This window comes from Bacillus sp. CPT56D-587-MTF, assembly GCF_058792335.1.
In genome coordinates this window covers 199074-223846 of record NZ_JBYTEF010000002.1, presented here as the reverse complement: position 1 = coordinate 223846, position 24773 = coordinate 199074, and the positions used below count along the sequence as shown (strand labels likewise).

Annotated in this window: 17 protein-coding genes and 9 pseudogenes; 8 read left to right on the top strand and 18 right to left on the bottom strand. The window is 34.7% G+C overall.

The annotated features are described in order from the left end of the window. Positions 1-692 precede the first annotated feature (692 nt). From AC3WVZ_RS30415 to AC3WVZ_RS30385, 7 genes and pseudogenes are all read right to left on the bottom strand, one after another. Complete coding sequence (locus AC3WVZ_RS30415; protein ID WP_233936894.1) at positions 693-1748, bottom strand: HAMP domain-containing sensor histidine kinase; 1056 nt, start codon at positions 1746-1748, stop codon at positions 693-695. Continuing rightward, positions 1745-2431: a response regulator transcription factor gene (locus AC3WVZ_RS30410; protein ID WP_233936893.1), complete on the bottom strand. Its 687-nt coding sequence runs from the start codon at positions 2429-2431 to the stop codon at positions 1745-1747. The genes AC3WVZ_RS30415 and AC3WVZ_RS30410 overlap by 4 nt, the downstream gene beginning before the upstream one ends. Then, a pseudogene (locus tag AC3WVZ_RS30405) lies at positions 2421-2669 on the bottom strand (SAM-dependent methyltransferase); the annotation flags it as partial. The pseudogene AC3WVZ_RS30405 and the gene AC3WVZ_RS30410, both read right to left, overlap by 11 nt. Positions 2670-2787: 118 nt before the next feature. After that, positions 2788-4191 carry an IS66 family transposase gene (gene tnpC, locus AC3WVZ_RS30400; protein WP_233935200.1) on the bottom strand — a complete coding sequence of 468 codons (1404 nt, stop codon included), beginning with the start codon at positions 4189-4191 and terminating at the stop codon, positions 2788-2790. A gap of 103 nt (positions 4192-4294) precedes the next feature. After that, positions 4295-4513 (bottom strand): annotated as a pseudogene (locus tag AC3WVZ_RS30395) (SAM-dependent methyltransferase); the annotation flags it as partial. 19 nt (positions 4514-4532) lie between these two features. Next, positions 4533-4829 carry a hypothetical protein gene (locus AC3WVZ_RS30390; RefSeq protein ID WP_233936892.1) on the bottom strand — a complete coding sequence of 99 codons (297 nt, stop codon included), beginning with the start codon at positions 4827-4829 and terminating at the stop codon, positions 4533-4535. A 153-nt stretch (positions 4830-4982) separates the two neighbouring features. Continuing rightward, on the bottom strand, positions 4983-5837 hold the full coding sequence (locus AC3WVZ_RS30385) for an ADP-ribosyltransferase (RefSeq protein ID WP_233936891.1): 855 nt from the start codon (positions 5835-5837) through the stop codon (positions 4983-4985). 429 nt (positions 5838-6266) lie between these two features. Between AC3WVZ_RS30385 and AC3WVZ_RS30380 the strand changes: the two genes are divergently transcribed. Next, positions 6267-6497 carry a hypothetical protein gene (locus AC3WVZ_RS30380; RefSeq protein WP_233936889.1) on the top strand — a complete coding sequence of 77 codons (231 nt, stop codon included), beginning with the start codon at positions 6267-6269 and terminating at the stop codon, positions 6495-6497. Between the two features lie 46 nt (positions 6498-6543). On the opposite strand, the pseudogene AC3WVZ_RS30375 reads toward AC3WVZ_RS30380, so the two are convergent. The 3 genes and pseudogenes from AC3WVZ_RS30375 to AC3WVZ_RS30365 form a co-directional block, all read right to left on the bottom strand. After that, positions 6544-7391, bottom strand: a pseudogene (locus AC3WVZ_RS30375) (Rpn family recombination-promoting nuclease/putative transposase). A 205-nt stretch (positions 7392-7596) separates the two neighbouring features. Further along, positions 7597-8283: an IS6 family transposase gene (locus AC3WVZ_RS30370; protein ID WP_233936887.1), complete on the bottom strand. Its 687-nt coding sequence runs from the start codon at positions 8281-8283 to the stop codon at positions 7597-7599. Positions 8284-8448: 165 nt separating this feature from the next. Next, positions 8449-10437: a S8 family serine peptidase gene (locus AC3WVZ_RS30365; RefSeq protein ID WP_282082069.1), complete on the bottom strand. Its 1989-nt coding sequence runs from the start codon at positions 10435-10437 to the stop codon at positions 8449-8451. Between the two features lie 467 nt (positions 10438-10904). Between AC3WVZ_RS30365 and AC3WVZ_RS30360 the strand changes: the two genes are divergently transcribed. Both AC3WVZ_RS30360 and AC3WVZ_RS30355 read left to right on the top strand, forming a co-directional pair. Beyond that, positions 10905-11591, top strand: a complete 687-nt coding sequence (locus AC3WVZ_RS30360; protein ID WP_233936886.1) for an IS6 family transposase — start codon at positions 10905-10907, stop codon at positions 11589-11591. A 1034-nt stretch (positions 11592-12625) separates the two neighbouring features. After that, a complete protein-coding gene (locus AC3WVZ_RS30355; protein WP_100910637.1) occupies positions 12626-13753 on the top strand; it encodes a hypothetical protein in 1128 nt (375 codons plus the stop codon). 13 nt (positions 13754-13766) lie between these two features. Here the strand turns inward: AC3WVZ_RS30355 and AC3WVZ_RS30350 are convergent. The 4 pseudogenes from AC3WVZ_RS30350 to AC3WVZ_RS30335 form a co-directional block, all read right to left on the bottom strand. Continuing rightward, positions 13767-13898, bottom strand: a pseudogene (locus tag AC3WVZ_RS30350) (IS3 family transposase); the annotation flags it as partial. A 118-nt stretch (positions 13899-14016) separates the two neighbouring features. Next, positions 14017-14247 (bottom strand): annotated as a pseudogene (locus AC3WVZ_RS30345) (Tn3 family transposase); the annotation flags it as partial. A 335-nt stretch (positions 14248-14582) separates the two neighbouring features. Beyond that, positions 14583-15457 (bottom strand): annotated as a pseudogene (locus tag AC3WVZ_RS30340) (Rpn family recombination-promoting nuclease/putative transposase). 488 nt (positions 15458-15945) lie between these two features. Beyond that, a pseudogene (locus AC3WVZ_RS30335) lies at positions 15946-16128 on the bottom strand (IS4 family transposase); the annotation flags it as partial. A 283-nt stretch (positions 16129-16411) separates the two neighbouring features. Between AC3WVZ_RS30335 and AC3WVZ_RS30330 the strand changes: the two are divergent. Next, on the top strand, positions 16412-17137 hold the full coding sequence (locus AC3WVZ_RS30330) for a hypothetical protein (protein ID WP_075718591.1): 726 nt from the start codon (positions 16412-16414) through the stop codon (positions 17135-17137). Between the two features lie 22 nt (positions 17138-17159). Beyond that, positions 17160-17510 (top strand): hypothetical protein, encoded by a 351-nt coding sequence (locus AC3WVZ_RS30325; protein ID WP_233936884.1) that lies wholly within the window; start codon positions 17160-17162, stop codon positions 17508-17510. A gap of 203 nt (positions 17511-17713) precedes the next feature. Here AC3WVZ_RS30325 and AC3WVZ_RS30320 read toward each other — a convergent pair. The 4 genes and pseudogenes from AC3WVZ_RS30320 to AC3WVZ_RS30305 all read right to left on the bottom strand — a co-directional run. Further along, positions 17714-17860: pseudogene (locus AC3WVZ_RS30320) on the bottom strand (hypothetical protein); the annotation flags it as partial. 445 nt (positions 17861-18305) lie between these two features. Further along, on the bottom strand, positions 18306-19739 hold the full coding sequence (locus tag AC3WVZ_RS30315) for an IS4 family transposase (protein WP_233936883.1): 1434 nt from the start codon (positions 19737-19739) through the stop codon (positions 18306-18308). A 229-nt stretch (positions 19740-19968) separates the two neighbouring features. After that, positions 19969-21351: an IS4 family transposase gene (locus AC3WVZ_RS30310; protein WP_233936882.1), complete on the bottom strand. Its 1383-nt coding sequence runs from the start codon at positions 21349-21351 to the stop codon at positions 19969-19971. 165 nt (positions 21352-21516) lie between these two features. Continuing rightward, positions 21517-21744, bottom strand: a complete 228-nt coding sequence (locus AC3WVZ_RS30305; protein ID WP_233936881.1) for an SEC-C metal-binding domain-containing protein — start codon at positions 21742-21744, stop codon at positions 21517-21519. Positions 21745-21908: 164 nt separating this feature from the next. On the opposite strand from AC3WVZ_RS30305, the gene AC3WVZ_RS30300 reads away from it, so the two are divergent. The 3 genes and pseudogenes from AC3WVZ_RS30300 (at position 21909) to AC3WVZ_RS30290 (ending at position 24716) form a co-directional block, all read left to right on the top strand. Next, positions 21909-22418, top strand: a complete 510-nt coding sequence (locus AC3WVZ_RS30300) for a recombinase family protein (protein ID WP_233936880.1) — start codon at positions 21909-21911, stop codon at positions 22416-22418. Positions 22419-22482: 64 nt separating this feature from the next. Continuing rightward, positions 22483-23917: pseudogene (locus AC3WVZ_RS30295) on the top strand (transposase). Continuing rightward, on the top strand, positions 23910-24716 hold the full coding sequence (locus AC3WVZ_RS30290) for an AAA family ATPase (protein WP_233936878.1): 807 nt from the start codon (positions 23910-23912) through the stop codon (positions 24714-24716). The pseudogene AC3WVZ_RS30295 and the gene AC3WVZ_RS30290 overlap by 8 nt, the downstream one beginning before the upstream one ends. Positions 24717-24773: the final 57 nt, after the last annotated feature.

Sequence of the window (24773 nt, the reverse complement as noted above, 5' to 3'; positions counted from 1 at the left end):
GTTTTTCATGCAAATCAAATTCTGAGAACGCCTCCTAGTTTATGATTCAAACTAAGAGAAGAACTTTAATAGCTTGTTTTTATAAGTCAGCTTTTTTACTATAAATAAAATAGCAAACATTTATAATATACGGAATAACAAGAATACCAACAATAATCGGATATGAGATTATGTTGTGCTCTAATATATATAAAAGACTGATAATCGTTATGAATGGGGCTAATATCCATAATATTGTATTTACATAAGATTTTTTTTTCATAAGTTTCACCTCTGTACTAATTATTTTGTAAGATAATTTGAATTATAAATGGAATTTCTTAATAAACCCTGCATATATTTCTTAAGTTTTCTTAACAAAAATAGAAAATTTAAGATCTATAGGTAAAACTTTAAATTTTTAGCTACGTTACAAGAACGGTAATTTTTCCCGTCTGAATGAAACTTATCTCATTTTTTGAGAGTCTGGAAAAGAACATCCCAGTATCGGTATAGAGTACGAATATCCTGTATGTCTAATAGGTCTTTCCTTTATAGAATAGGGTGAGGAGCGTCCTAAATGAGATATTTTTAAGGAGAGATATCTCCACTTTTTTCTAAACAGAGACCCTATTTTACACCAGACTTAAATTTTTAAATGTACAGTGAATTACGACATAAAAAGAGCATAGAATTCTAAATTCCATGCCCCTTTATATATTTCTAGGTTGCTCAATAACAAAGGTTATCCGTCCGTCTTTATATTTTGCATAAATGCTACCATTATGAAGATCAACAATTCTTTTCGAGATAGCCAGTCCAATACCAGTTCCTCGTTCATTTATTCTAGCTTGATCTCCCATAAAGAATCGCTCAAATAATTGATTTACATCATTTACGAGAGGCCTTTCGGCGGTGTTTGATATTTTTAAAATTGCTTTGTTGCCAACACATTCGAGATATATTGATAATTCAGATGGTTTTACACTGTATTTTATCGCATTTATAAACAGGTTTTCATAAACGCGGACCATTTTTTCTATATCCATGACAATAGGTATGTTTTCGTTCGTTATCGATTTTTTAACACTTAAACCTTCTTTCTCAAATATAGGAGTGTATTCTCCAACTAATTGCTCCAATAACACTGATAAATCAACTTTATTAAGGTGTAACTTAGTATCAGGACTTGATAAACGGGTATACTCAAACAGCTCATCAATTGAATATTTCAATCTCTGTGACTTTGAATAAATGGTTTCAATATATTCTTGAAGTTGCGTTTCAGTGTTATATTTTCCCTTTTTCAATAAATCTAAATAGCCTATAATAGATGTCAAAGGTGTACGTAAATCATGGGATATATTTGTAATCAATTCATTTTTTATCGTTTCTAATTTTCTTTCGTACTCAAATTTATTCGTTAGTTCTTTGGACATATAATTGATATTTTTTGCAAGGTGAGCCAATTCATCCCTACTCTCTATTCTAATTGTTAAACCCAGTTTTCCATTAGCAATATCATGAACACTTTTTGTAATGGATTTCAAATATAATAATTTTCTTCTTACTATTAACCATAATATACTAATAAAGGTGACTATCACCACTGAAAAAAGGGAGGTAATATTCAAAAAGAAACTTGGACTGTTAATAGATAATAAACTCAAGAAGCTTAGTATTGTCACACCAAATGTGATAACAATACTAATTGCTACCGCAATAATAAGTTTTACCATTAACTTAGTTTGAAAATCAAACATTCTCATATCTTATACCCTATCCCCCAGATGGTTTTAATATAGAGAGGGTTCTTGGCATCTTCGTCTAGTTTACCTCTAATCTTTGTAATGTGTACCATTACAGTATTATCCGATTTATAAAAATCCTCTTTCCAAACAGTTTCATATATTCTTTCTATGCTCAAGACAACCCCTTTGTTGCGAGCAAGAAGTTCCAGTATATCGAATTCTTTAGGAGTGAGTCTCACTTCTTTACCTTTTACCCATACTTGGCGTGTATCTGTGTGTAAAGTTAAATCATCTATTTCAATCCTATGTGTATGCTTGTTCGTTGTAATGTTGTATTTTGAATGCCTTCTTAATTGAGATTTTACTCTAGCAATTAATTCTAATGGGTTAAACGGTTTGGATAAATAGTCATCCGCACCAGAAGTAAGCCCCTGAATTTTATCCATGTCTTCTGATTTTGCAGAAAGCATGATAATTGGAATCGTTCGTTCTTCTCTAATTTTCATACATACTTCAATTCCATCCATGTTAGGCATCATAACATCTAAAATAATGAGATCAAATTCTTTTTCTTCCAATAATCTAAAAGCTTCAATAGCATCTTCAGCTTTTTGAATTTGCAAACCTTCATTTTTCAAATAAACAGAAATAAGGTTTCTGATTTCTTTATCATCATCAACAACAAGAATATTAGTTTCCATAATACACCTCCTTGTTTTTTTGTGTTGAGCAGCTAAAGACATAAGCTGGAGGTACATTTCTAAGCTCCCGTTTCACATCTATTTTAGAAAAAAACTGCTTAAGGAACTTCGTTTTAAATTTTGTATATTGAAAAGTAATAAATACCTCCTCTGTCTTTAACACTTTGGTGGTAGTGAATAAGATTTCATCTGAAATATGTTGAGGTAGACTAGCAAAAGGAATGCTTGAAACAATATAGGTAACTACTCAGCTTCTTCAAATAAAAAAACAGGCCAAATACATGTTTCCGATTCGAAAACATGAAAAGAAAATACTCCAATCAGAGAAAGAATCTATGCCAAATAGAGAAATTCTCTTATGAAGTCGTGTTATTCCAAGGAACCGTTCTAGTTTCTATGACTTGGTTTATCGCTTGTAAGACCGATTGTTTTTGTTTTTTCATGGTACTCATAAAGCTTCGTATCTGACAAAAAGATTCTGCGCCTTTCTTACTTCGGAAAGTCCCAGACACTTTCTGTTTTACTTTCGTCATCCGAATATCCCGTTCTGCTTGATTGTTATCAAATGGAATGGCTGGATGTTCTAAAAACCCTAGAATTCTGTCAGAATACTTGACGAAGCGATTCCATAAATTTTGAGAAGGCGTCTGCTTTCCTTTCTTCTTTTGTTTCGTGGAAAGAATCTGTTGTTCTTTCAATATGGATTGATACATAATAAACAGATTCTTTTGCGTCGCTTTTGGCATGGTACCTTCGGATTGCTTTTTCATCGTCAACGCTTGCGTTAGAAATTTCTGCATCTGTTGTGCCCATTGTTCTCCAGTACTATCTATAATTCCTTGTAAATCTCGTAAGAGATGGGCATTACATAAAACGTGACGACAATCTGTATACGCATCATACGATTTCCAACCATCATGCATCGCAATTCCAGAAAAAGATGGCAAGATTTCTCCAGCATCCATTGCTTCTTTTCCACGTTTTTGATGAATATGTTGCAATGTCACCTCCGGTGTACTGGCAGTATGTAACCATTGTGTTTTGTTTTCTACACGCATACCAGTTTCATCAAAATGGACAACAGGAGACTGCAGAATCTTTTCCTTTACTTCTTTTATGAATGGCTGCAATTGAGAAGCGAAAGCCTGTGTATGATTTACCAGGGTTCCTTCGCTTATAGAATGTCCAAAACAATCCTGAAAGAATTCTTTTGTTCGCTTCAAAGAAATGCATTGATAATGCGTTAAATAGGGAATCAGTCTTTTTATATTTGGACCATATTGAACAGGACGAGATACTGTCGAAGGAAATTGGGCTTCTTGGATAGAATGGCAATGTGGGCATTCTTTCTGTTCTACTTTATGTTCTGTCACTTCGATCTGAATAGGTGGTAAGTCATACACTTGGCGAATGCGATACCCTTTTACAGGCTCGTGGTTCAAGGAAGTATGACAACAAGTACAATATGTAGGAGAATGTGTAATCGTATGATCTGGAGTCGCTGTCAAACCAAGAGTATGTCCCTTGTGGCCCAACTGGCCACCCGTTTGACGATGAGACGGTTTGCGCAAACTTTTTGTAACGGGCTTACCCAAACCATCTGTAGAAGGTGGCTTATGACTATTTTTGGAGTTTTTTTTTGAAGCATTTTCTAGTTCTTGTATACGTTTTTCTAACTTAGAAAATGTTTCTTCAAATAAAGAAATAACAGCTTCAGGTCCTTTTTTATATGTATCTAAAATAATTTTTCGATCGACCATAAGATTCACCTCCCCTGTTTGATATACTCAGTATTTACAAATGGGAGGCATATGAAACTAGTAAAATTTAAAAAAGACACCGAAAGGTGGCTGAGTAGTTACCAATATAGTCTGCATAAGGAATAGTAAAGTCTTTTAAATACTCATCGGTATTTTTCGCAGACCCCCATACAATGAATACATTCTTCTTTGTTGCAAACTTTTCTTTCAATATTAAATAAAACTCTCTATTATTTTCCACTAATAAGAGAGTGATATTCAAATTTCGTTTTTCAAGTAATTTTTCAGTGAATACACCCGTACCTGGTCCATATTCAACAATAGACCTCTTCGAAAATTAATTATTCAGTATCAAAATTCAAAGTTATACATTCCATAAGTAAGATGTACTTGATAGCTAGTGCCTGATTTTGCTTGTTTTCTTCTCTGGTCAGCTCGCATTTTTCCAAGTGTTTTTTAGGATTTTTTTGCAATAAATTCCTATCCGGTTTTAATTTTCGAAGAGGTCTAATATATTTAGCTTTCTCAAATTTGATACTTTCCATCATTTTTTCTGCAAGAAACTTTGGACCGGGAAGTACAGCACCTACATTTCTTGGATTAGTTATATATTGAGATACAAAAGATATATACTTCATACTACATCATTCCAATAAATCATCTTTTTATCCATACCTTTACAAACAAAATAAGCATCCAGATGGACGCTTATTTTGTTTACTACTTTAAATACAATAGGACTATTACATTGATTTTAAAAATACAAAAACTGCATATTACGTTAATTGATACTATTTTGCTAGCGATGGTAAACTGTCTTCATATATAATGTCGGTAGAACGTTTATTTCGATAATTAGATTCGATATCTAAAATCTCAACATCGAGCATTACATATTCTTTATCTTTTTCGACTATGGGTGATATATTGATAACTTTATATGTTCTATTTCTCGGTAAAAGTAGTTCCATTTCTTCAGGGACCTGACTTACAGGGGCTACATAAATAGCTGGGACCCCTTTAGGAACATGAATTTTCAGTAAAATAGGTAATTCATCAAATCCTGCCGCTGCATCTTTCACAATACTAGTACTCATATACGCTGGATCTTTTTTATATTTTCCTTGAAATATATTTTTAAAAAAATTAAATCTTTCCATATCTATCTTTGAAGTACTGTTAACTGAATCGTCTTCTTTTACATCACGTTTCACTAATGAACTTTCCGGTAATCCAAATGCCCTCTCACCTACTCGACGATAGACTATGATATCATCATGTAGTCTATCCCTAGAAAACGCACGATCTATCTGTTTAATACTCTGCTCTACTTTTTCTTGATCTAGGATATCATAATAATCCGAACGAAGATATCCGTTAATCCTACCATAATCCAGCGCAGTATATCCTCGTATCGCATCTTTCTCTACTTGTGGAGTAAGTTTATTCCACAAGTTAAATCTTTCATTTCCCCATGCTATTGCTTCTGATTTACATGTTGAATGAAAATCCAATGGATTTGTAGAATGACACTGTTGATTAGAAGTCACCGTCTCTGCTGAAGTATGTATAGGTATTGTTAGTAATGACATCATACCTATACATACACTACATATATTTAGTATGTGTTTATTTTTCAAAATCATTGCTCCCCTCTTGTAGTTGTTACATTTCTTTCCTACAGTACTATGAATGAGGGCAGACTACTATTCATTTTCCTTACGTAAACCTTACAAATACGTAAGGTTATTTTTTATAAAAGTTCTATTGATATATGGTAACTACTCAACTTAATCGTATTTAAAACATATACAACTATGCTGACGTGTTTAGAATACGATTAAGTTGTATTTTTGAAATGAAAAAATCTAGCTTTTTAGCTATGTCATAAAGTGTACTTTTTGACATGATGTATAAATTTTTAATGAGTTAAGCTAATTCCCCAATTTCGAGGCGATGGGTAAAGAAACCCAAATTCGGAATGCTTATACCATATACAACTAAACTTACAGGAATAGTAATACATATATAAATTTCAATTATAAAAACAATTGTTACAAGAAATTGATTGGGAAATGAGCAGAATTGAATCGATTCTTCAGCAGGTTTCTATAGATGGTTTGATAGAAGAAGCATATGAGATTCACGAGATGCGTCTAAAAGTGTCCCAGTTATTGCTCATCTTACAACAAGACCGCAAGGTGACACCACTGGCAAAAGGACTACATTTACAACTCCAAAGTATACAGGAACAGTACAATCGATTGTTTAGTAAGGGAGAAATGAATCGTAAATATCCTGAATAATCAGACAATAACAGAGAGACATCCCACCGCTTGAGATGTCTCTCTGTTATTGTTCCAAAATATGGCGTACATCCGACAGGTCCATATTCGTAAATTTTGCAATATCTTCGATATCCATGCCGTTTTTATGCATGCCACGGATAAGTTGCTCTCTTTCGGCTAATTTACCTTCTTGAATGCCTACTTCTTTTCCTTTTTCAATTCCCTCTTGAAGCCCTTTTTCCATACCTTCTTCTATACCAACCTCACGAGCATGTGCTAATTTCGCTTGTTCATCAAATAATACTTTTTCCCGAGCTTCATATGCGAGGCGGAACGAACTGCTCTGACTCATATTTTCCCATTTGTGGATGGCCTTTTGTAACACCGGATCTTGTTTCATAGCGATGTCCTCCAATGTGTGGGTCAAATGTTCATCTGCATGCGCTGGTAATAAAAGTAACCAACGAGTAAATTCATTTTCCCACGGGTTAATTTTTTCTTCTCGCCATTGTTTTAGTAATTTTGGAATCTCAATAAAATGGATTTCTAAATCGTCGAGAAGTACATCATTCTGTTGCTTGCTCCAAAACTGTCCGACTGTATGCATATCATCATAATGAGGAAAGAGTTTAAAATCTAATAGATTGATGGTAATGGTTTTTCGCAAAGAACGGTAAGGCATACCTTGGTCTTATCTTGAAGGGTAGCTAATATATCTAGTATGGATAATTTATCTTCTTCATATTCTTTATGAATATGGGGATCTTCAAGTGTTAACGATATAATCGGTGTAGATAATGACTCATGCAAGATCGCATTTAAGAAAGAAATCAATAAGTCCTCTTGTCCTTGTACCCCAAATAATTGCTTGAAAGCATAATCGACTCGCAAATTCACTAAAGGTTGCGTCATAAAGTGAGTCACCTTTCTTATTTCATCTTCTATATGTTTTTTGTTATTCCCCTTTTTAGAGGGAATGGGCAAAGAAGGTATATATCTATTGTAGCTGAAAAAGGAGAGAAGAAGCAACCTTTGTTGTTTTTTTTGATGTGTGTTTTATTGGTTCTGTTGCAAAGTTTGAAAAAACATCAACCTGCTTACAAAATACGGTTGTAGTTTAAGCAGTTCTGAATAACTGCTGTAATTCCTTGTGCGTTGAAAAAGAGAAGTCTGGAATGTGACTTCTCTTTTGTTTGTATATGGCATGAACCGTTTCGATTCCTTTCAATGTACGTGAAGCATGGCGCAGATTTTGAAATCCTGCGGATTTAACAAAACGTCGTTTGATATGTCTATGGTCTTGTTCGATGAGATTATTGAAATGCTTAACAGTACAATGTTTCGTATGCACATAAAAGCCATTATGTTTTAGTTTTTTGAACGCACAAAGTAAAGCATGATCCTTGTCTGTTGTGAGAACCGTTGGTTCTCCAAAAGCTTTCACTAACCTTTTCATAAACATATAGGCTGCTTGATGATCTCGCTTTTTGCGAAGTTGAATATCCAATGTGTGACCTTCCTTATCAATCGTACGATAAAGATAACGCCACTTTCCCTTGACTTTGATATAGGTTTCATCTAAATGCCATACGGAATGTGCTGATTTATTTTTCTTCTTCCAAATTTGATAAATGATATTTCCATATTCATGGACCCAACGCATAATAGTTGTAGGATGAACTGAAACACCACGCTCTCCCAAAAGTTCAGATACGTCGCGATAGCTTAAAGAAAAACGACAATAGTAGCCGACAGCTACCAAGATAATGTCTCTCTCGAATTGTTTTCCTTTAAAATATCCCATATGTTATGCTCCTCATCTCATTTTTCTACGGTCTAGCTCAGCTCCAAAAACTTTGCAACGGAACCCTAACAGAGGAGAAACGATGAAGCTTTCCCAAACATTTGAATTTTCATCCTAAAGAAATACGCGTGAAAATTACATGTAGAATATATAAAAACATCTTTGTTATTTAATTGTCAAGGGATGAGATACTTCATATGATTTCCCATTATATTTCGCTGTAATCACAATTGTATAGGTGCCCTTCGGTACCTTCTTTTTATTTTTATCTTTTCCATCCCATTTAAATTGTTGATACCCTTTAGATGGATGTCGTGTGTCCATTAAAGTCGCAGAAAATGGTTGCTGCTCCACTGTATGTCCTGTAATAGAAATTGTTAACTGTTTTGGTGGGAATGGTGTATCATATTCTAACAAATAAGGGAATTGGTTACGCGAAACTGTCTCTTCGCCATGAACAATTGATAAAAATGGATAATCTTTTGGATCTACTGACACGATATACGGGATATGCATTTGTTCCTCACCTTGTCCAAGTGAAATCAACCCTATATGTTTATCTATTGTAAGAGAGGTATCTACCTGTAACTTGACAGGAATTTCAATCGTCTGATAGGCAGGAATGGTAATATACTCTGGTATATTTAGGTCTACTTTCCCATCTAATAATTGATTTTGAGTAGATAAAGTACAATTCTTATTTGATACATTCTCAATTCTTAATGTTTGAGTCACGGTTTGAACTCCTGTATTTGCATGTAAGAAACCGAAATTTAGATTATTCGTTAAGGGTAATATTTCTGCGCGTAAAGCTTTTTCAATATTAATTTGTCCTGATCCCTGTGCCAAAGGGGTTGTGACTTGACCAGATCGTTCTGTAAGTAATGTGGTCGTACTCGTAAGAGCTGCACGGATTTCATAAGGTGTCCAGTCAGGATGCTCTTGCTTGAGTAACGCCGCGGCGCCTGTCACATAAGGGGCTGCCATACTCGTCCCAGACATAATAGCGTACCCCGTCTTTTGTGAGGAGGGCATTTCCTCTAAATTCAGTGGGAATGTACTTTCTATATCCACTCCTGGTGCAGCTAAATCAGGTTTTATTCCCCAAGAACCTACCGTAGGTCCATGCGAGCTGCTAGAATCAACTCGTGCCTCTGTGTCATTTAAAATGGTTACTATTTTTTGTTCTTGAGCTGCCTTTATTACCATTCCCTTTTCCTCTTTCGAAATCCCTATCAGTACAGGAATTTTTTCTTGGATATTCAACATTGTCCTATATAAAGATGCATACTGTTTGACCGATTGGTTTTCATCATTCAGACTGTCCAAAATGGCTACTGCACCCCGTTTTTGAAGTTCTTGTAAAGTATTCATAGCTTGTTCACCATTGAAATCCGCATTTTCAATCACCACAATTTTATTTTTGAAGTCAGTTTCCTTTTGTATGTTATCAAGATTGAAATCATGTAAATACACAATACCATACTCTCCCGTATGCAATGTTTGATTTTTGTCCAGTAGATGAAGCCCAATTTCTTTTTGTATACCTGGAATTTGTAATATCGTTTCTTTTATCCCCTGCGCCTTTGCATTCCCTACCGTGATAGCCTCTGGTGTACTAGCTAAACTATGTATAGACCACTGTGTAGGTCCTGCATTTCCTGCGGCTACTACCACCGTAATATTACGATTGATCGCTTTTCGAATTGCTTGATTTAATGGTGTATCAGTACCATCAATGTTTTCTCCTAATGATAAATTAATAATTTGTGCTCCATCTTTAATCGCTTGCTCAATGGCTTTTATAATCGCTTGAGGACCTCCTCTGGAACCACCCCAAACACGGTATGCTAGAATGGATGCATCTGGCGCTATTCCTTTCATCGCTCCGTTTGCAGCAATAATGCCCGCTACATGTGTACCATGTCCATCCCTATCTTCAGGGACCGTATCATTATCGAGAAAATCATATCCTTTTACATAATTTTGTTTGAGATCTGGGTGTGTAACATCTATACCAGAATCTATTACAGCAACTTTTACACCCTTGCCTGTAAGGGATTTATTTGTAGGTATTGTGTCAGCGTAACAATAGGAATGCATACTGGATGCGATAATAATGGAACTCAAAGTTACTTGAATACTTTTTTTCATGTGGTGTCTCCTCCTTAGCAAGTATGTTTCTATCAAACAAAGCTGGTTATCTAACATACTTTATATAAAAAAAGAAGGAAGAGACATCGATTAAGCTTACAAATAGATGACAAGTTTGTAAGAAAGCAACGTATTTTTAGTACAAATACATGATAAATTTAACAAAAAAAGAGGATTTCTATTGGGTGTTTTTGTAAGAGGTTACTCTTTCTTATTTCTCCTTTTTGAGAGATAGTTAAAGATAAAAAATCTCGAATTATTTTTCATCTTATTCTTTCTCTAGTGAAAGATCTTGCTAAAGCTGTGTACGTATTTCTTTACAAACAAAGAACAGGTTATTGAAATAATCTGTTCTTAAATAAATAATACAATTGTGAACAATACCCCAAAAACAGAGTCAAAGGTTTCGTTGCAAAGTTTTTGGAGCTGAGCTAGACCGTAGAAAAATGAGATGAGGAGCATAACATATGGGATATTTTAAAGGGAAACAATTCGAGAGAGACATTATCTTGGTAGCTGTCGGCTACTATTGTCGTTTTTCTTTAAGCTATCGCGACGTATCTGAACTTTTGAGAGAGCGTGGTGTTTCAGTTCATCCTACAACTATTATGCGTTGGGTCCATGAATATGGAAATATCATTTATCAAATTTGGAAGAAGAAAAATAAATCAGCACATTCCGTATGGCATTTAGATGAAACCTATATCAAAGTCAAGGGAAAGTGGCGTTATCTTTATCGTACGATTGATAAGGAAGGTCACACATTGGATATTCAACTTCGCAAAAAGCGAGATCATCAAGCAGCCTATATGTTTATGAAAAGGTTAGTGAAAGCTTTTGGAGAACCAACGGTTCTCACAACAGACAAGGATCATGCTTTACTTTGTGCGTTCAAAAAACTAAAACATAATGGCTTTTATGTGCATACGAAACATTGTACTGTTAAGCATTTCAATAATCTCATCGAACAAGACCATAGACATATCAAACGACGTTTTGTTAAATCCGCAGGATTTCAAAATCTGCGCCATGCTTCACGTACATTGAAAGGAATCGAAACGGTTCATGCCATATACAAACAAAAGAGAAGTCACATTCCAGACTTCTCTTTTTCAACGCACAAGGAATTACAGCAGTTATTCAGAACTGCTTAAACTACAACCGTATTTTGTAAGCAGGTTGATGTTTTTTCAAACTTTGCAACAGAACCTTGAAAAACAAGGAACCCTTTTGATTTCAGGTATCCAGCATCAACCGAAAGACATATTCCATCAAACAGGGTTATACGATTGGAGAGCAACACTTTTTCACGCGTACAGGATTAGCGTTAAACTTTGCACTACAAGAATTAGAACTATCCACATGTAAGGGCTGTAAACAATTTGCGTTTCAAGAATGTACAACACTTTCTGAACAATCTGGAGAAACAGAATCAGATAAGAAACGTTCTCCAATGGAAATTAATATGTAAATCATGAAGTAACTCTATAAGTATATAGAGTTCTGTTGCCAAGTTTGAGAAAACATAGACCTGCATACAAAATCCTATTGTAGTTTAAGCAGATTTGAATAATTCCTGTAATGCGTTGTATGCCGAAAAGACGGAGTCTGATGAAAGACTTCGTCTCTGTTTATATAGGCTTATTGACAGGGTAGCTGCTATGGTCCGCAAGATAATTTCCAAATTATAGTTAAAAATAGCGGTTCATCATTAACATAAATGTTTGTTTTTTATAAAAAAGGTTCACAACTCTTAAGTTGATGGGCATGTATCGTGAGGCCTATTAGCAAATTGTTATCATGAAACGATGGATTATTTAGTGGATTCAATCTATCAATTTATAGAATCTATTGATAAAATCCTGATGCAATCCTCAGTCGTATTCAACGTGCAGATATGTCGATTTTTTAAAGAGGACTTATATAGTTTTGTAGGTTCTTGGAGAGCCGTATGCCGTGAAAGTGGCATGTGTACGGTTCGGGAAGGGGGAGTTGATGCGACCTGAGGGCGCTTGGCTTCCTACTTCACCTGTCACTAAGTCAACTTAATAGTACTGTGGCGACACCTCAATATTACCTTTATAAAAACCCATTATGAGGGAGGCAATATACAGTTTTCCCTTTATACTTAAGTAAGTAGGTTACTAGTATCCTACTTTATCCATACATAGAAACGGAGGAGTTTATATTGCGAAAACGTTATAAAAAGTTAGCTACTATTATACCGCTTACAAGTATGTTAAGTATGTCAGCGATTGCGGTTGCACCGGCTACATCTTTTGCAGCGGAAACACAAAAAAACGAAGTTTCACTACAAGAAGGAACGGCCCAGGGTTACCTAATGGAAAATGGTAAGATGACCCCTGTGTACAAAAATAAACTTACTAAGTTTGATACAGACGGCGATATCGATCCTGGCCTTCCACTACTCCCAGAGAATCCATATAATCCAATTCCTGATCATGGAACTGCATATGTTGAATCAACCGATATAGGAGATACTGTATATTTCAAACCATTTGACACCCCTCAAAATAATGTATTAGCGTTAGGTGACTCTGATGATAATACTTCTCAGTGGGCCGTAGTTGTAGATTCAAAGAAATATAAAAGTGTAGGATACTTTGTTCAAAAACAAGCCGATGGTCAAATTAGAGTTGGATATTATAATCCAGAAGATTTATCTCTGATTACAGATTCAAACTATGCTTTCGCAGGAGTACCAGGTTTCGGACTGTCAGCAGAAGCGAAAGCTAAGATGCAACAAGATTTAAATCGAGCATATGGCGATATATGGGATGGCACAAGTAAACTAAAACGAGAAACAAACTATAAACTTCTGCCAAATGCCTCAGGTCTACAGGATGACGCATCGGCATTTGGTTATAATCAAACGTTAACTTCGGGTGTATCAACTACAAATATGTTTGGAATAGCGACAACAGTTGGGTGGAAAATGGGGATAAAAGTATCGGTTGTTCCTCTTGTTGCAGACGTTACGTCAGAGATTAGTGCAAGTTTAACAGCTAGTTATCAGCATACTGTAAACGTTTCAAACCAAACGAGTTCGCAAGTAAAATTTGACATATCAAGAGTAGATAACCCTGACTATAAGTATAATGACTATGCGGCAGCTGTATACAAAATACAAACAGACTATACATTAGAACCGGGTAAAGGATTATCTCGTGTTGTAGCAAAGCAAGATCTTAAAGATCCTGTGCGTACAGCTGCATTAGCAAATACGAATTATGCATATGAAGGTTCAAAATACTACTTTACAGTAACACCTGGATCACACAAGAAAAGTGTGTAATTAAAAAGTGCAGCTACATAACCTGAGTTCTATATTTATATGGACTCAGGTTATTTAATTTCTTTTGAAATCTTTGATGATTATAAAAATGTATGTATTTGCATACGGCAAATTTAACCTCATCCGCTTTGCGAAAGGAATATAAATAAAAGCATTCTGCTTAAAGGGGGCACACGACCGAAAAAAGAAAATTGTACGCTAAGGAATATTTTTACATATTATTAAGGGGTAAAAACACAGAGAAAATAATTTTCCCTGTGTTTTTATTTTTGTTTTATTCTATTTTTCCGTAGTGGCCGTAAGTTTTCAAAATTCAATTCTTGATTTAAATTCCAAATATAATCTCCTGTAAGTGCGATATGTTCCCAACCTAATGGAGAGATGTGCTGAATATATTCCTCTGGAATATGAATACCATTATTCCGTAACGTTTCAATTGCACGAGAGATATAGATAGAATTCCAAGTTACAATCGCAGAAATAATGAGTTGAAGGGTCAACATGGCAATGGTGGCTGCTCACGGAGATACAGGGCATCATATTAACGAACCTGGTGTAGGTTGGAAATATGCAGATGGGTGTATGGGGCACCATTGTGAACCAGGAGGTAGCTGACGGACTAGAGCACGAATCGTCTTAACTACCCCTTTGAGAAGTATTTACACAACACACTCTATACGTATAGGCTTTTCTTTTGTATGGTAGAAGCTATTTTGATATGATATATATGTACGAATGCTTGCAAAATCACAAACACAACAAAGACAGTCTGGCATAACTGTCTTTGTTGTGTTTTTTCGTAAAAAAAGCGGTCCAAAGTCCGCCTCTTTTATGCTTGCTCTATGATTTTCTTTACTTCTTCAATCGTTAGTTCGCTTGCTTGTGCAATGGTTTCTATTGGGATTTGTAATCGATGCATACCCAGAATCATTTGACGTTTTCCCTGTTGAACCCCTTTATTTAATGCATGTGCAATACCGGCCGCTTCATCCATCAAAGTTTTTTCCCTTGCTTCATACTCTTTACGAAAAGAAGCATCTTGACTCATATGTTCCCATTTATCCATCGCTTTTTGTAAAATTGGATCCTGATTCATCGCAATCTCCTCCAGTGTATGTGTTAAATGTTCATCTTCATTGGCTGGTAACAATAATAACCAACGAACAAACGAATCCTCCCATGGGTTTACTTTTTCCTCACGCCACTGCTGTAGCAATTTTGGAATTTCAACGATATGAATTTCTATATCGTCACTTAGGAGTTGCTGCTGTTGTATATTCCACAGTTTCCCCGTCGTATGAAAATCTTCATATTCTTTAAACATGGCGAAGTTCAATAAATTAATGGTAATGGTTTTATGAAGGGAACTATATGGCTTCCCTTTTTTAATTGAGATGCATACAATCTACTCCAATAATAAAGGGAGCGTTTTAGTATGTCGTGGTGATTATTCAGCTGAATTTCTATGTTAATCCTAGTTCCTGTGTCTAACGTTGCGCATACATCTAGAATCGATAATTTATCTTCTTCATGTTCCCGATGTAGATGCGGATCTTCAAATTGAAGCGATTGAATCGGTGATTCTAGCGAATCTCTTAACATCGCGTTCAGAAATGTAATGAGAATTTCTTCGCTTCCCGATGTACCAAATAATTGTTTAAATGCAAAATCAATGCGTAAATTGACCAATTTTTGATTGGACATGGGCTTCCTCTCCCTGTCTGATAAGATCTCTTTTTTCTTATTGTACATAAAAACAAATTGAACATGCAAATAGGCTCTTATGATGAACATAAGAGCCCGACTGCAGATACATACAATAGATTAGATAACGACCATAAATTGACTTGAAAAACACCTAAAAAATTTACAAAAGAAACCATATGTAGTATACATCTAATTAGAAATATATATAAGGAATGGTGAAATATATCGCTTTTTCATCATTGATTTATGATATAATAAACTTGCGGATTCTGTTTGTGCAACAAGCTATGTAGGGATAATATACGTTTCTCAATTAGCACATTTTCTGAAAGTGGCATGTCTTACTACTCATAAGACATGCTATATGTATAATGTTCAAATAAAAAAACGTCTTTTACGTGCTGATAAAAGACGTTTTTTTATGCCTAAAACCGCATAATATAGTTCTTGCTTGAGCTTCTTTAGTATACAACAAATGAGCTATGAGAAGTTGTCGCGACCTTTTGACTCATCCATACATATAAAGCCACTAAATCTTGTGCTTGATATTTACTACTCCGCTTTACAAAACCAACATTTTTTGCAATAGACCGTAAGGTATTTTGAGATAGAACACTTTGAATCTCTCGAGCAAATAATTGTAATTCATCAGATACAGAAATAGACATATAAAAACGCCATCCTTTCCTATGATTCTACAGAAAGAATAGCGTATTTTTCATTTTAGGGGGAATTTTATTTTGTTAGCTTGATGGCGATGTGGGGTTCTACCCCTATAAGAGGTACAGCCGAGATACGTGTGAAAAACACCATTTGTCAATATATAAAATTACATTTAACAAATCTATTTTTCGTGAATCTAAAAATCTAAATTTAATGTTATTATACAAATTGTCAGAAATACAATTCATATGTGAATATTTCTGAAATTATATTTGGAGGAATTATACTATGGTAAAATCTAAAACAAAATTAAAGAAAATCATTCCAGCAACAATGCTATTAGCGGCTACACTAACATCTGCACCACTGTCTTCTTTTGCGGCTGAAAAAAACGATGTGCAAAACAATTATGTTTCTTCTCAAAAAGCTAATAAAGCATTTCAACCTACAGAAGAATCAATTACTTTTATGTCTAAAGTAGTAAGCAGTGGGGCAATTAAAGAATTTGATTTTAGTCCAGATTTAAAAACAATGACATACAAACATGATATGGCCACAATGAAAAATACTTACAACTTTAATGATGAAGAGATTGCTAAATTAGAGCAAATCGTAACCTTCTATAATGAAAGTGTGAAGAATAATTCTAGTTCAGGTTTAACTAATCCAAATATGAACGCAGTTAAAAAAGGTGGTCCACAATATGTAGTAACTGATTACGGTTGGACATGGATTAAAATGACGTTCACGAATGCAGAAACAAAATTACTTTTAGCAGGCGCTGCAGCTGAAGGAGCATATGCTATGTATGCTGCATTTGTTGGGTTATCAGCAATTACCGCTACACCAGTAGGAGGAGCGATTATTTCTGCTTTAGCTTTGATGGGTCTTCCTAAATTTGCTTCAATTTGCCAAACTGTTCTAAGAGCTCTTGCTGCAGGAAAAGGAGTTTTCATTGAAATTGGAATGGATGGTGTAATTCCATATATCTCTGCCAGTGTGGCGAGACATTAAAATGAATCAAGGATGTGGTACTATGACAAAGAAAAAGAGGGATACGTTTAAAATGGCGTGTGGTTTCGGAGTCTGGGGTTACACCTTTTTTTTAGGCGCTATGCTTACACATGTATATTATGCTGGTGATCTCCTCCTGGCAACATGTATCTATGGATTTATCGGCAGTGTAATGCTAACTGTACAATATCATATGTTACGGGATTTACCATTTAAGGAACGTTTACTTGAAGTAGTGATAGTATTATCAATACAAGCATACAGTATTTTTTCAGAACATCAAAATATGACTGTTGTAATGCTAATATTTGTTGCTGCTGTTGTAAGTTGTGTATTAATTAATCAAAAAAAGGTACGAAAAGTGTATAGGTAAATAACAATGTCATTATAAATTTCTTAAAAAAGAGAAGGGAGCATAACCGAAATGGTATGCTCCTTTTTTATTTAAAACTTTATCTTGGATGTTTTTGCCTAAATCCCCGAAATAGAGGAATTACTCATTGTCAGGCTTAGTGACAGGGTAGCTTCTCTAGTCCGCAGGACTTTTTCCATTAAAAGTAAATAGCGAGATAAATGCTATGATGTAACTGTAATTTCTGTAGCATTCTCTTTTTTTAATTGCCTCTTCGCTCTGATTAATGTACTTTTGGAAATACCCATTTTTTCTTCCACTTCTTTGTAAGAATGATTATGTAAAAGAAATAAAGCATGTTGGGTGTTTTTGCCCAAATTCCCGAAATGGGTGACTTAGCTTAACTCATTAGAAATTTATACATCATGTCAAAAAGTACAACTTTATGACATAGCTAAAAATCTTGTATTTTCCATTTCAAAAATACAACTTAATAATATTTGAAACATGTCAATTAAACTGTATATATTTTGACATATTTTATTTTAAAAAGAAATTAAAATCCTTTATTTATAAGCGTTTTGTCACTAAATTTCTTGCTATTCCCCCATTTCGAGGCGATGGGCAAAGACACCCTATTCAGAATATTCAAAAATGTATATTTCACTCGAAGATGCTGGTTCTACCCCATGCCCATCAACTTAAGAGAACAAATAAACTGAAATTCCCTTCAAAAGGGTTATAAACTGTTCAACAGATTGATTGTTCTTAAAAATCCGCATGCGAAATAAACTCTAACGAGTTTTGTTTTTTAAATTATGCAGCTTTCTTTTGTGCTCTAGCTATACTATACTCATAATGGACACCCATGATATCAAAGACAGTTTTCTTCTCATATCTGTGAGATTTCCGCCCGTTTTTCTCTAGAAGGTGGAACAGGTGAACCAGAAGCTTTGTTATCTCTTGGGTGTTTTGTATGGCTTGATAGAGGAGAAATAGGTGATCTTGAATCATTCCAATCGCTTTATATTCACTTAATTCTTTTTGCTTCTTCTGTAACAAAAGTTGGCGCATTTTAAACATGGTAGAAGAAAATAAGAAAATAGCAATCAGTTTCCCGTATAAATGGCACTCTATTCGTTCTTGTTTAACAGTGCGACAATGATCTATATGAAACAATGATTTCCACGTTTTAAAAACTATTTCTATCTGCCAACGTAAAGAGTATAGTTCATGGACTTGCTTCATCGAAACCCACTCCCACGGAGTGTTAGTTACATATACATTCAACCCAGATAATATTTTACTTTTTTTCGAATATGGTTTTCCTTTTTTCTTTTCACTTTCCATTTGTTTTTTTCGTCGTTCTCGTAATTGTTTTTCTGTTAGACGATACAGAACGAGTCGGGCAAACAAAACTTTTTGATCTCCTACATAAACATTACCTACTTCATAAGTTTCACCAGGTAACAAGCGCTCCATCATCATTTGCAAGTTGATTTTTACATATTCTGTCTGTTTTTTGAGTGCACCATTATGAAAAAATGTAGGATTAGGATTTTTGATATATACATTTGAATTTAACTTTAAGCGTGAAATAAAATATGTTCCCCGTTGATCCATTTGATCTAAATCCTCTAATGAAAAATACCCTAAATCACGAATACATAAATCGCCTGGTCGTAACGTATCTAAACATTCTGTGCCGAATGTTTTATCATTATTTTTTCCAGGCCCCACTTGAAAATTAAGAAATTGTCCACTATGTAAATCATATTCTAATTGAATTTTGATTCCAGCTGTTTGCGCACATCCACCTGAACCAGGGTATATATGCTCCAACGTATTAGGTACCTGAAACATGGTGGCATCCATGATGCGAATGCGTTGAAAATGAGCAAGAAGTTGATTAGAAATGTGAGTCTGTTCACAGATTTTTTGTTGTAATAACAAAGAAAAGATATGTTTTAAAAATAACACTGATTTTTCATTAAATCGTTTATTTAAGCCCTCCGGGCTAAGTACAGTACCTGTAACTGCATGAAGCCTACTACATAATCGGACTAAAGAATCACTGGCCACCCTTTGGCTAATCCAAATACAAATGGTAGCTAAATCTGCCCCTGAAAATTTGCGTTTTCTTTTTACAAATTTCATCTCTCTTGCTAGTTCTTCCAAAAAATCAGGTGTGATATAGCGCTGTAATTCTTCTGCAAATGGTTGTAACTCCTCTTGAAGCAAGAGATTCATAAAAAACGTCACCCCTTCTCATAGATTATTAAGAAAGAATAACGTTTTTTTGTACTTTTGGGTAGTAAAAAGCCTTAAGTTGATGGGCATGTGGTTCTACCCCACATCCATCAACTTAACGTATATTTTTATACAAAATGCGGTCTTTCCACGTAGTTTTTCATTATCTTTTATAGATATTATAAAAGTAGGCACATCAAATAAACCCTGACGGATTTCAAATTTTTCGCTATGCTACCTGATGGGCAGAAGTGGTATACTCATACACAACACCTAAAATATCAAAGACTGTTTTTTTCTCATATCTGTGAGATTTTCGTCCGTTTCGCTGTAGGAGGTTAAACAGACGAAGGAGAATCTTTGATAATTCTTGGGTGTTTTTATGTAGTGCTTGATGAAAAAGTAAGAAATAATCTTTAATTATGTACATCGCTTTATATTCACTTAGTTCTTTCTGTTTCTTACGTAACAGGAGTTCTCTCATTTTAAACATAGTAGAAGAACATAATAGGATACTAATGAGTTGTCCATAAAGGTGGCATTCTAATCGCTCTTGTTTAATAGATTTACAACGATGAATTCGAAACCAAGATTTCCATATTTTAAATAACAGCTCAATTTGCCAACGCAGTGAATATAAATCATAGATTTTCTCTTTCGGTACCCATTCCGTAGGAATGTTTGTCATATATACCGTAATTCCTTGTAAAAGTTTCGTACGCTCTGTATATGTAATCCCTTTTTTCTTTTCACGAATAGCTCGATCATGTAGACGTTTCTGTTTTTGCTCCTCTGTACATCTATAAACCACAATGCGAGTGGGTAGTTTGTCTTTGCTCCCTACATATACATCATGTAATTCATACACTTGGCCAGGTTGTAATTGGTTCATGATGTCTTCCAAATGAATTTGTATATATACCGGTCTCAATTGAGCAGGTTTTGTTTTAAATACCACTGTTTCGAATTCTTTTCTATATATTTTAGTTGGTAATTTAAGACGCGATAAATAATACCCTTCTTTATCTTGGATTGATTTAAAGTCTTGTAAACGAAAATACCCTAAGTCACGAATATATAGTTCATTCTTTTGTGTCATGTCCATTCGAGTCGCCCCATATGCCTGATCACTTCGTTTTCCTGGTTCAATTTTCACACCAGCTGTATGACTACAGCCTCCGGCACCAGGATAAGTAGCTGCGAATCGATCTGGAACTTGAAAGGTTGTAGAATCAAGGATGCGAATCCGCTCAAAGCAAGCAGAAAGAGAATGAGAAATTGTAGATGACCCTCCAATTTTAGCTTGTAGAAGTGTAGTAAATACATTTCGAAAGAAGGCTACAGAAGCTGAGTTAAATCGTCGATTCAGTCCCTCAGGACTTAATAAAATTCCTGTTGAAGTTTCTAATTGACTACAAAGTTGAGTAAGAGAGGTTGTAGCGCTTTGTTGATTTAACCATACACACAAAGATAAAAAATGGTGCCCATGGCACTTACGTTTTCGTTTCATTCCACCTGCTTCTATAGCTAATTGATTAAGTGTAGCGGGAGACATATATCGATATAACTCTTCGGCAAATAAAGACAGCTCTTGTTTTTGATGCATATTCATAAAAAGCACGTCACCCTTTCTCATTAACATAAGAGAATAGTAACGTGCTTTTAAGTTTAAGAATAGTCTAAATCCTTAAGTTGATGGATGTGTTGTCATACCCCATCGCCATCAAGCTAAGGAAAAGAGATACCCCCAAACCGAAAAAAATAGGGGTATCTCTTTTCATATATTTAATTCTATTTCTTTGTTCATGCAACAGAACTTATATTTCTTTCCACTGTTACAAGCGCATATATCATATATATCCATTGGACGTGTACGTCCTTTAATCGCTTTTTTCAAATCCGTTAGATCTTCATTTAATTCTAAACTAATGATGTAATAAAAATCATATTCATTACAAATTATTGCTATATTTTCTGCTTGTGCTCTTGTTCTTACTTTTATCATAATCGGATCCTTTTCTGGACACGCTTCTTTTTGATTTAAAAGAAGCGTTTTTTATTGTCTTATATGTAATAAAACTCTGTTCATTATTCTATGTTCAATAACCAATGTATTTATATCTTATGTTACAATGGTAATAGAGTAAAAATTAGAAAGAGTGATAATTGGTGTTAATTGGATATGCACGTGTATCTACAGGATTACAAAATTTAGATTTACAAACAGATGCACTAACTCAATATGGTTGTAAGAAAATTTTTCACGATAAAATGAGTGGAACAAAAAAACAACATCCTGGTTTAGAGGAAGCAATTCATTATGCACGTGAAGGCGATACAATTGTAGTTTGGCGATTGGATCGTCTAGGACGTAACATGCAAGATTTGATCCAAATTGTGAATAACTTAAATAAACGTGGTATTGGTTTTCATAGTCTTCAAGAAAACCTAACAATGGACAAAAGTAATGCAACAGGACAATTGATGTTTCACTTATTCGCAGCTTTTACTGAATTTGAACGTAATTTAATAGAAGAAAGATCGGCTGCCGGTCGAGCAGCAGCTAGAGCAAGAGGAAGGCTCGGTGGCAGACCAGAAAAGTTTGGATTGAAAGACATAGAAATGATGAAATCCCTAATTGAAAGTGGTACACCTATCAAAGATGTCGCAGAAAAATAGGGTGTATCTCGCACTACAATTTATCGCTATTTAGAAAAACAATAAATCGGAAAGGTGGGTATTAATGCAAAATGAACATCCTCCATTAACGGCTTATTCAGAAGAACAACGTCGAGAAGCAATGGTAAAGTATAAAACCATTGCGCCTTATCTTACTGATGAGAAAACATTAACTGTTATTATAGAAGAAACCGGTATTGCCAAAAGAACGCTGCAATACTGGATTCAGGACTATAAACAAAATGGATTAAAAGGTTTAATTCGAAAAACACGAAGTGATGCCGGCAAAACACATTTAGAGCCGGAAGTTGTCATATCGATCGAACAATTGATATTGAAGTACAAAAGGAATTCATTAATGTCTATTCATCGGATGATTTGTGAGCAATGTCAGAAAAAAGGCTGGGAAAAACCAAGTTATTATCAAGTGCATAAGGTATCACAGTCCCTTTCGCCAAGCTTGAAGAAGTTAGCGCATGATGGTCAAAAAGCATACAACAATCAATATGATTTAATTCATCGAAGAGAGGCAAGCTACCCTAATGAAATTTGGCAAGCAGACCATACCCCATTAGACATTATAGTTTTAAATGAAAAAGGAAAACCAGAAAGACCTTGGCTAACAATCATTTTAGATGATTATAGCCGAGCAGTCGCTGGATATTTCTTAACTTTCGAAAATCCCTCTGCTATACATACTTCTTTTGTCTTACACCAAGCAATATGGAAAAAAAGTAATCCCGATTGGCAAATATGTGGTATTCCTGAAATATTTTATACAGACCATGGGAGTGACTTTACATCCAACCATTTAGAGCAAGTAGCAGTTGATTTAAAAATTAATCTAGTTTTTTCTACAGTTGGTGTTCCAAGAGGGCGTGGGAAAATAGAGAGATTCTTTTTAACCATTAATCAATTGTTTCTGCAAGATTTACCCGGTTATTTGGGAAATCAGACTAGCACCTCACTTCTTACCATTAAAGAATTAGATGAAAAATTATCAAATTTCATTATAAGTAACTATCACCATAGGGTTCACAGTACAACAAAAAAAGAACCGATACAGGCGTGGAATAATTCTGGATTTCTTCCCAATATGCCTGAGAGTTTGGAAAGTCTTGATTTATTATTGCTAAATGTAGCGAAACCAAGGAAGGTTCATTCTGACGGGATTCACTTCCAAGGACTTAGATATATAAACACAAATCTAGCTGCATACGTTGGAGAAACAGTCATTATTCGTTATAATCCAAGAGACATTGCAGAGATTCGAGTGTTTTATCAAGATAAATACTTATGTACGGCTATTTCCCCTGAAATCTTATACAGTAGATTTAAAAGAGATTGTTTCAGCACGAATACGGAGAAGCCTAAAAAAGCAACTCGATTCTAGAAAAACTGTTGTAGAAGAAATTACCTTGTCAAAGCAAAAGGATCTAGAGAACAAAATAAATGAACCTACCAAAAAGTCAAAGTTAAAGAGGTATTTCAATGAATAAAGGTCAAAAATTTATTGAAACAAAAGAATATAAGCGATTTGCCGAGTTTTGTGATGCATGTATTAAATATATAGGCATTTGTTATGGATTACCGGGTGTAGGAAAAACATTGTCCTCAAGGTATTATGCAAATTGGGATTCCATTGAAAAACAAATAGCTTATAAAACAGCAAATGAAATTGGCCAAGATGCAGATGAAAAGATACTTGAAGCTAGGACAACTTTTTATACAGCTCCAGCTGCACGAGCCACTAAAATGCCTGACGAGATTCATACTATTGGAATTAGAATGAACATGGTAAGAACTATGTATAAAGTACTTACTAAAGGAGAAGAAGAAAAATACTCCACTGACGCTTATGAAGATATCGACTTGATTATTGTTGATGAAATAGATCGCCTAAAAGTACAAAATTTAGAACAGCTTAGGGATATCTACGATCGAAATGATATAGCGATGATATTAATTGGAATGCCTGGCATTGAAAAGCGATTAGCTCGATACCCTCAACTCTACTCTAGAATTGGATTTGCCCATGAATTTGATAAACTTAGTAAAGATGAAACCCATCATATTTTGGAATATAAATGGGGAGAGTTAGAACTTTCTATAAAGCTTGAGGCATTTTCCGATTATGAGGCAATAACCAGCATAATAAAGATTACTGGAGGGAACTTTAGGCTCATACAGAGACTGTTCACTCAAATTGAAAGAATACTCGAAATTAATAAGCTTGAAACAATAACGACAGAAGTTGTTGAAGCCGCACGAGATAGTTTAGTAATCGGAATCAAGTAAATATAAAACGCTATCGTTTTATATGATGATAGCGTTTTAATATTTACTTATAATGCA